The organism is Pseudomonadota bacterium (assembly GCA_018823135.1).
GTDB lineage: Bacteria > Desulfobacterota > Desulfobulbia > Desulfobulbales > CALZHT01 > JAHJJF01.
Genome location: JAHJJF010000152.1, coordinates 1 through 8,185, shown reverse-complemented (window position 1 = coordinate 8,185; position 8,185 = coordinate 1). Strand labels below are relative to the sequence as shown.

The 8,185-nt window shown below is 44.4% G+C and carries 10 protein-coding genes and 2 tRNA genes; all 12 read right to left on the bottom strand.

Features of this window, described 5'->3' with window-relative positions; genetic code table 11:
* Positions 1-51: 51 nt before the first annotated feature.
* On the bottom strand, positions 52-318 hold the full coding sequence (locus KKE17_15665; protein MBU1711434.1) for a hypothetical protein: 267 nt from the start codon (positions 316-318) through the stop codon (positions 52-54).
* Positions 319-374: 56 nt separating this feature from the next.
* Entirely contained in the window at positions 375-1,064 is a 690-nt protein-coding gene (locus KKE17_15660; protein ID MBU1711433.1) for a hypothetical protein, read from the bottom strand.
* Between the two features lie 59 nt (positions 1,065-1,123).
* A complete protein-coding gene (locus KKE17_15655) occupies positions 1,124-1,636 on the bottom strand; it encodes a hypothetical protein (protein MBU1711432.1) in 513 nt (170 codons plus the stop codon).
* Positions 1,633-2,265, bottom strand: a complete 633-nt coding sequence (locus KKE17_15650) for a hypothetical protein (protein MBU1711431.1) — start codon at positions 2,263-2,265, stop codon at positions 1,633-1,635. Before KKE17_15650 ends, KKE17_15655 begins: the two co-directional genes overlap by 4 nt.
* Positions 2,266-2,268: 3 nt before the next feature.
* A complete protein-coding gene (locus KKE17_15645; protein MBU1711430.1) occupies positions 2,269-3,345 on the bottom strand; it encodes an AAA family ATPase in 1,077 nt (358 codons plus the stop codon).
* Positions 3,335-4,717 carry a hypothetical protein gene (locus KKE17_15640; protein ID MBU1711429.1) on the bottom strand — a complete coding sequence of 461 codons (1,383 nt, stop codon included), beginning with the start codon at positions 4,715-4,717 and terminating at the stop codon, positions 3,335-3,337. Before KKE17_15640 ends, KKE17_15645 begins: the two co-directional genes overlap by 11 nt.
* Before the next feature lie 57 nt (positions 4,718-4,774).
* Positions 4,775-6,028: a hypothetical protein gene (locus KKE17_15635; GenBank protein MBU1711428.1), complete on the bottom strand. Its 1,254-nt coding sequence runs from the start codon at positions 6,026-6,028 to the stop codon at positions 4,775-4,777.
* Between the two features lie 24 nt (positions 6,029-6,052).
* On the bottom strand, positions 6,053-6,334 hold the full coding sequence (locus tag KKE17_15630; protein ID MBU1711427.1) for a hypothetical protein: 282 nt from the start codon (positions 6,332-6,334) through the stop codon (positions 6,053-6,055).
* Positions 6,335-6,419: 85 nt separating this feature from the next.
* Positions 6,420-6,491, bottom strand: a tRNA-Ile gene (locus KKE17_15625).
* Between the two features lie 8 nt (positions 6,492-6,499).
* Positions 6,500-7,138 carry a class I SAM-dependent methyltransferase gene (locus tag KKE17_15620; protein MBU1711426.1) on the bottom strand — a complete coding sequence of 213 codons (639 nt, stop codon included), beginning with the start codon at positions 7,136-7,138 and terminating at the stop codon, positions 6,500-6,502.
* Positions 7,139-7,156: 18 nt separating this feature from the next.
* Positions 7,157-7,231 (bottom strand) — tRNA-Glu (locus KKE17_15615).
* A gap of 296 nt (positions 7,232-7,527) precedes the next feature.
* A complete protein-coding gene (locus tag KKE17_15610) occupies positions 7,528-8,034 on the bottom strand; it encodes a hypothetical protein (protein ID MBU1711425.1) in 507 nt (168 codons plus the stop codon).
* Positions 8,035-8,185: the final 151 nt, after the last annotated feature.

Below are 8,185 nucleotides of genomic sequence, written 5' to 3'. Positions count from 1 at the left end.
TTCGAAGATGTATTACCTCCGAATGGAGTCGTGTGTTGTTTTGGTTTCTATCTAGCTGTTTCCAGCACTGTCATCTTCATCAGATGAGTTTGTTCCTGACTTCGCTGGTGTCTGATCAAAGCGCCGTTCTTCCTTCGGGTCCTTCGGGTCGTCGAAAAAGACTGTGAAGTCGTCAGGGTTGCTTCTCGATGGGAAGATCAGCATCTTCACTTCGTTCAAGTTGATTGAACAGTTGAACTTGGGAGGGTGTGCGATCCAGAAAGGTTCCTTCCCTTCGCGCACAACCTTGTATGCCTCGATGTTGATTCTTGTCGTCATTCATGTCTCCGATTCTTGTCAGTTGAACAGTGTTTGGGAACGTTGGACAGTGTGAATCAAGCAGTGGCGGTCTTCTTGCGGCGACCGATGGTGAACTTCACCTCTCCATCGACCTGCTTCTCCTCCTCCTTTGCAGCGGGAGCCTCGTGGGCTTCAGGGAACTGAATGAGCTTGGCTCGTGGCTTCTTCGTGTTCGCAGGCTTGGCAGTCTTGGGCTCCTTGACCTTCTTGTCCTTCTTGTCCTTCTTGACGGTTCCGGTGTTGAAGCATGTACGGCGACCGCTCTCGAAAACTCCGGGCAGCTCTGCCGCCCACGCGACGACATTGGACACATCGTCGATCTCGTCAAACTTCGCCATGACACGACTGCTCTTGCTGTTGGCACCCTTGATGGGGGCTCCATCGGTCTTGAACGTGCAGGGCTTCAGAGTATCGGGCGGGCACTTGTACACGTAGAGCATGAAGCTCTCGTCCGTGACGTTGGCCATCACGAACATGCTGTCGATCCGTCCATCTGCCTGCTTCTTGCCCACCTTGATGCCACATCCCATGACCTCGAAGTCCAGCTTGGCGTCGAGGAACCCCCTCATGATGTTGTTCAGCGTCTTGTGCACGGGCTTGCGCACGACAGGATCACCCGCCCGCAGCAGCATTCCATCATCAGTGACGAATGGCATGTCACCGAGATTTCGTGGGCTCTTGCCCAGGTACACGGGGACCATGATCTTGTTCAAATTCGCACTCATTGAAGCCTCCATTCCCGCATTGGTTTATTGTTCGCGGGTTACTTTTACAACATAGCACTTCATTTAATTCTTTTATTCCTTAAAACGGGGTCGGTCGAACTAATTTTTAATTCTTGAAACAAATCGATTTCAAAAGATCCTGCTTTATAGATACAATTTTTGAAAAGACCGTACTGATTCAACAAGTAACCTCTATTTTTAGCAATACCTCGTAAAATCATGTTGTAGTTTCCATCTCCAGTCCATGCAAGCATTTGAGATCCAAAATTATCAACCGACGCGCAATAAAACGTCACATTAACAGGACCATCAATGCTTTCCAAAACAATGGTCGTACTGGAACCAACGGTAAGATTAATCTTATTTCTAAGTTTTTGAGCATTTTCTGATATATTTTCAACGTAATCAATAGGGATGATGACGATGTTGATGTTCGAGATTAGCTTACATTTTCTCCTATAGTCACCACAAATTTCATGTTCCACACACCATTCAATCAAGAGTGGACGAATATGAGACCAAAGTTCACTCGCTGTTTCGTAAGAAATAGGTGGGTATTTTTCTTTTCTCATATGGTACCATTCTTGATGCCGTCGTTGAATTCCTTATATGTTAGGTTTTTGAAAGATTTATATAGCTTCGCAATCTTTGCAATGTATTGGCGTGAAATATTAGGATCTTCTGATACAATGAATCTTTTTGTTACGAACCATTGAATCTCAATATCAATATCTTTTTGACTATAAAACTTATCTCTATTATTGAGAAGTAATTCCATATTGTTTTTGATTCTGTTGAAACTGAATTTGATCTCGACCTTTGGATTCGTTCGAAGCCCTTTATTGTAGAGTGTATTATCAAATGGATTAGATATTAACAGATGTATTGGAAATTCCATTCCGCGACGCAATTTTATTGTATCATCTGTATAAAAGTCGCTGGCCTTGCCGTTGTAGATGAACTTCTCACAGGCGTCGGTATTACCTACGTATTGAGCCACACAGTTTTTACAGAACACACACAGAGGCGTTAGACCACCTTCAGAAAGCACTTTCAATTCACGACATTGACGTTCAAATATTGACACATTACCAGTTAAGATCTGGTAATGGTCAGAGGCTTCGTAGATCAGGTACGTTTCCTTACCTAGAACATGCTGGTATTTTGGAATGATGTAGGATGCTTTGAACCAAGACCACATGTTCTACTCGTTGTTTGTGGCGTTTGTCTGCTTCTTGATGTTTTGTAGATAACTGTTCAGCCTTCGATCTTCGCCACACTTCTTCAAAAGCTTCTTATTGCCCTTGATTCCTATCAAGAGCGTCGTCAGCCATTCAGCAGGGAGGTCACACATGAATGCGATCAGGTTCTTCAATTGGTTATGTGTCTCGGGCACCTCACCATCTTTGCTGAACATGATGGTGAATTCGTCGATAGTCTTGTTCATACGGTCATTGCTCTGTTCTTTGACATCATCCACGACGTTAGCGTAATCTTCGAGGATTTCAACGGCAGTCACGCAGTTTCTTACGGGGCGCACCAAGTATGGCGCCAGAGCGACCGCTGCATCTTCGCCGATGATGCCCGAAATGACCTCCATCTTTGCATCGTCAGTGCTTGGGATGACGTCGGCTGTTAGAATTTCATCGACAAGCCTGTAACCTTCGGGAGTCGGGAATGCTGTAATTTCTATCCTTTCCTCCTTATACAGCATTTTCTTGTTTTCGTTGATGAATTGAATGATCTTTTTGTCGACGCCATATTCCTTGGCCCACTTGCACCACGACAATGCGTCGGGAGTTGCAACGATCTGACAAAACCGCCTGTTCATAGCCTTATCGAGAGTATCGACTTGGTATTCCCCATTGTCAGGATTCATGTCGCCCACGATGATCCACCCATCAGGAAGCTTATGGGTGTGCAGTCTTCGTTCGCTGAGGAGCGAAAACACAGCTTGTCTGACATCGATAGGCGCGCGATTGATCTCGCCGAGCAACAGCAGTCCTCGCGTGCCAGGCTTTGGGAACCATTCGGGGCGCGTCCAGAACGTTACACCGTTCTTTTCACGCGGGAAGCCGATGATGTCTCCAGGCTCGTTGTTTGCGAGTCTAAGGTCGACGAATCCGAATTCTTCTTTTTCGAGTAGAACATTCATGCTCTCAGCAACTTCTTCGATACACCATGTCTTGCCGACGCCCATTGGTCCGATGAAGAGCAGGTTCATGTGAATCTGCTTCATGCAGAGATTTAAAAGCAAATCTTGAAAAACATCAATCTTCATTACTATCTCCTTTTTTGCGCATCTTGATATATTTTCCGAATGGCTGTTTGTGCATTGGACCAGGGGTATCAACCCAGATTACTTTGTATTTTGGTGCTTTTTGTGGGAAAACGCCCTCCATGTCAGTGAAAAAAATCATGAGGTCTATTCCAAGTTTCTTTCTTTCGACATATTCGAAAACTGGTCTGAAGTTCGTTCCTCCGAGTCCCATGAAATTTGGGTCAACTTTCATTCCCTTCTTTAATTTGTAATGCTTTTGTATTTGCGCATCACATTCGATAATATCAATTGTGCACGGGTATACTTCTGAAATTTTGTTGATCTCGGTCATAAAGCGTGGAAAGTCGCCGATTGTAGAACCAGATGTATCGATGACGACTGTTAATCTAATAACACGGATAGGCTTTTTGCCCTTGACCAAATCACCAAGACGGCGATTTTGGCGTTTCCAAGTGCTTGTGTGTCCTGCTTTGATAGTAGCTCCGATTTGTTCTTTCAATATCCTTTCCCATGGTACAATAGATGTACCCAAAATATCTTTAATTACAAGACCAAGGTTGCCAGGCAGCTTTCCAATTTGACGAGCATAACTTGCAGCTTGTTGAACCATATTCTTGATAACGGTGTTGTCGATTTCATTCTTTTTAGAGTCTTCGTTTGGTACAGTTTTCCACTTATCATGTCCGTCTAAGCCAGCACTATCGTTACATTTTCCACCCTCGCCTCCACCTTCGCCTCCACCTTCGCCTTCATTCTCGCCTTCATTCTCGCCTTCATTCTCGCCTTCACCCTTGCTACTTCCTTGATTATTCTCGTTGCTTTCGTCACCTTTTTTTGGACTTGAAGAAAAGCCTGGAGCATTAATACTCCCATTCTTTTTGGCTTTCTCAACTAGAAGGTCATAGTATTTTTCTGCTGACATTCTTGGTGGAAGATCAAATAGTTTGTATGAGACACCGCCTCCGTATGGAAGTTTTCTAGATATAAGTTGATTGATGGCAATATCTGTCGCAAGATTCCACACAAGTTCTGGGTGCCCATTAACGAGGATTACAGCGTCTCTGCTTTGAACACGAAGAATGTGTTTGAAGATTATGTGTAAGCATTCGTGTTCGCATACTCCAACAATACTTTGAATTGTTTTAGATTCCTCATACTCTTTTTGGATCATGTCGGAATTGTAGTAGAGATATGGAATACCATCCTTGATGGTGACTGCCATGATGTATTCCATTGAATTATCTTCAACGCGGTTGAACTGGACAAGGAGATACCCGTAAAAAGGTGAATCTTTGATGAGTTCAATTAGAGCAAGCCTCAATAGACTGATTTTTTGCCCCGTGATGTCCGATTGAATTGCAAAATCTGACATGCATCACCTCACTGTGATTACAGTATAGTATCATTTGCTATTCTTTAGTCTACGGAATTACTTGATTCGATCTTCGCGGAAGCGCTTGAACACAGCAAAACGAGCAGATTTTGTGACAACATCGTTTCCTTGACCTTTAAATTCTACCATTGTCCCGAGTAACATATCTTTGTTTAACCAGTATTCTTCGCGTTGCTTATCTGTGAAGCCACCACCAACACGAACAATCTCATCATTTTCCATCTTGACCTTGAAAGCGCCAAGACGTCCGATGTGCTTATTTTTTCCTTCAAGAAATCCAATAATCTTACCGTCGAATGTTTCTTCAGGCTTCATCTTGAGCCAAGCATTACTCCGTTTCAGCTCGTAGTAACTATCTAATTCCTTGAGCATGATACCTTCGTATCCAGCTTCAAGGCATTCGTTGTAGAATGCTGTCAATTCTTCATGGTTATGAATGATTTTATACGGAACACGAACACTGTATTTATTCACAACATCAGCGCTGTCGCAGAAAAATTCGTCTAATTCAGTCATACGTTCTGAATAGTTCTTTATACGTGCTCCGTTGAAGTCTTCGATCTTCAACATATCGAAGACATGATGACGAATCTTATTCCTCTCTTCTTTTGGCAAAACCTCGGTCTTGACGAGGCTGATTGTCTTATTCCATGAGCTTGTGTAAATCTCTCCATCAATGACCCAAGTATCAGTATCTAAATCTTCGAGAGCTGTTTGGTACCTCTTGGCGATAAAATCAAGGCTTTGGATGTGAAATCCGTCTCGAGAACGTGCTTTGGCCGATTTTTTCGAGATGAAGAAAATAGCGCGCATCCCATCTAACTTTGGTTCGACAGCAATCGGGAACTTAATCTTTCGTTCCTTTATCGGATTTGCGAGCATGATTAAGAATTCGTCGATGAATCCAGGCCATGCCTTGTTGATGCTCTTGATGTTCACACCGCACTTCAGATCGCGATTGAGAACGCGGGTGTACCACTTACGTTCGCCGTCGCTCAAGATCGAATACAGGCGATCCCAGGCGTCCCTAGCGACATTTCCTGTTAGGTCACGGTTTTTATAGCAATGCAGCAAGCGCATGAATTCTTCGAAATTGTCGTTTTTCAGATTTGTTGGTTTGTTGTCGTACTTTTCCTTTACTTTGATTCCAAATGTATGGAAGTAGTTGTACGTCAAATAGATTAGAGTTTTTAGACGCTTTTCGTCATTTAGATTTGCTAAGAATCTTATTTTGAGTGATGGGGATCCCGAATTCTCGATGCCTTCGAGAAATGTGAGGACGTGTGACATGTTTTTACCTGTTGGGATAGAGAATTACTTGGCGTCGGTAGGAATCTCGTGCTTCCACTCGATGGCGTCCACGATGGCATCGCAGTTTAGCATGACCACGGTGTCCGCATTGAATGGCTCAACTTCCTGAATAATACCCGTTCGTACAAACTTGTGGAAGTGCCCGGTGTCGGGAATCCACGAACATTTGTTCATGAACAATTCGGTTTCTTCCTTCCCGATGCAGACGCCAATGAAATAGTTTGTGACTGTTCTGATGAAATATGCTGTACCGACTACCCAGAACTCGTTCTTCGTCATTGCCATTGTGAATTCTCCTCGTTGGTTGCGGCCGCTACAAGTTCATTACAAACACCCTAACACAAAGACATTTATGAAATTTCTTTAAAAATAGGCCCACCAGGGTTCGAACCTGGGACAGATCGGTTATGAGCCGACTGGTCTACCGCTGACCTATGGGCCTGAAAAAATCTATTCACTTGACAAGCTGAAGAAACAGTTTCCATTTGCATAATGCGTCCAATTATTTTTCATACCAGGCATATAAGGTTTATACGATAGTATTTCGTATCCATGTTCCTGAAACTTTTTGATCCACCATTGTGTAGATTCTGCGATCTTGTGAGTGACATCGTAGTTGTATTCAGGAACAATGAATTTTGTACCATCGCCGATAGGGACAGCAACAAACAGCTTTTCGCAGGATGGCCTGAATTTATCTAGGAGCATATCAAGTTGCGATACTTCCAAATGTTCGAGCACATCCTTTGCAACGATAAGATCAAATTCATCAGGAACGTATGGGAATGGGTTAAACGGAGTACATAATTTTAGATATTGGCGCACATCGCTGTCTGCTGTACAGATTGCATATCGGCTTACATCGCATCCATATGCGTCTCGGCCAAGGTATCTCAGAGCTTTTACTAGGAAGCCTTTCGCACATCCGAATTCTAAGATCTTATCATCACGTGTTAAAGAAAAAGCGTCAATGATGGCCATCGCTTCTTGAAAAGATCGTTCTGGGATCCATTTGAAACCGTTGTAAAGCGATTTCCCAGAAGCTAAACCGTCTTCGAAATATGTGCGGTCGTAGATTTCCTGCGTCATTGTATATCTCCTTTGTTATGTCCCCAGCGGGATTTGAACCCGCGTCGCCGCCGTGAAAGGGCGGTGTCCTGGGCCGGGCTAGACGATGGGGACAAAAATCCCGTCTTGTTGTGATCCCAACACTTCATCTCGCTCCTGTGTTAGGCAACCTTTATTAAGGCCAGCTAGAAGCGTTGTCGGACGGGAACACGACCTAGCTACCGCTTGGGCTTACAACGTATGAGATCGTCGCGCTTCCCTCATACGTACCCTAGCTACGTAGACTCTATTGAGTTTCGACCTTGCTAAAGGGTCATCATCAGTACGCATATTGATAATAACACTCTCATGAGTGTTATGTTCTAAAAATGTGGGTATTTGAAAGGGACTATAAACTAAGCGTGGACGGCCTACATCTCGATGTAGACCACGTAGATGTCGCCAACAAATTCTGCCCAGTCGGCAGCACTGGCAGTATAAGTGACGCTCACAGCAGTCCCATTGAGCACGTGAGGCTCTGGAACAAGTTCGCCAGTACCGCCTTCGTCGACAGCCAGCAATGCGCCCAAGGTCTGGCCAGAATTGAGCAGAGTACCCTTCTGTAGACCAAGGCTAGCACAGTCGATGCCGGTCAAGAATCCGTTAGCATCACCACCAGCTTCGCCAGAATCAAGACCTACATCCAGGAGTTTGGTGGTACCAGTCACTTCTGCGGTGGTCACATCGACGAAGACATCGAGCACGACACCCTTGACGGGAAGATCGAATCCACTGTCTTCTTCAGATCCATCAGGCACAGTTGCAATAGAAATTTTGTGTGTCTTGACGACTGCGTCTGGTTGCACTGCTTGGAGGGCAGTGACGTAGGTTTGAAGGACTTCGACGGCGCGCTGGAGAGGACGAACGGCAAACCACATGGCTTTTCTCCTTCATCTCACTTTGTGTGAGATGCGCCACAGCTATTTGCTGTGGGAAAGGTGTTAAGCCATTATGTATGGATGTTGGAAGCGTTGAAAGATAAAAAGCCTGCTCAATCGAAAACGTTGGTCTGAAAATTAATCCTTGATT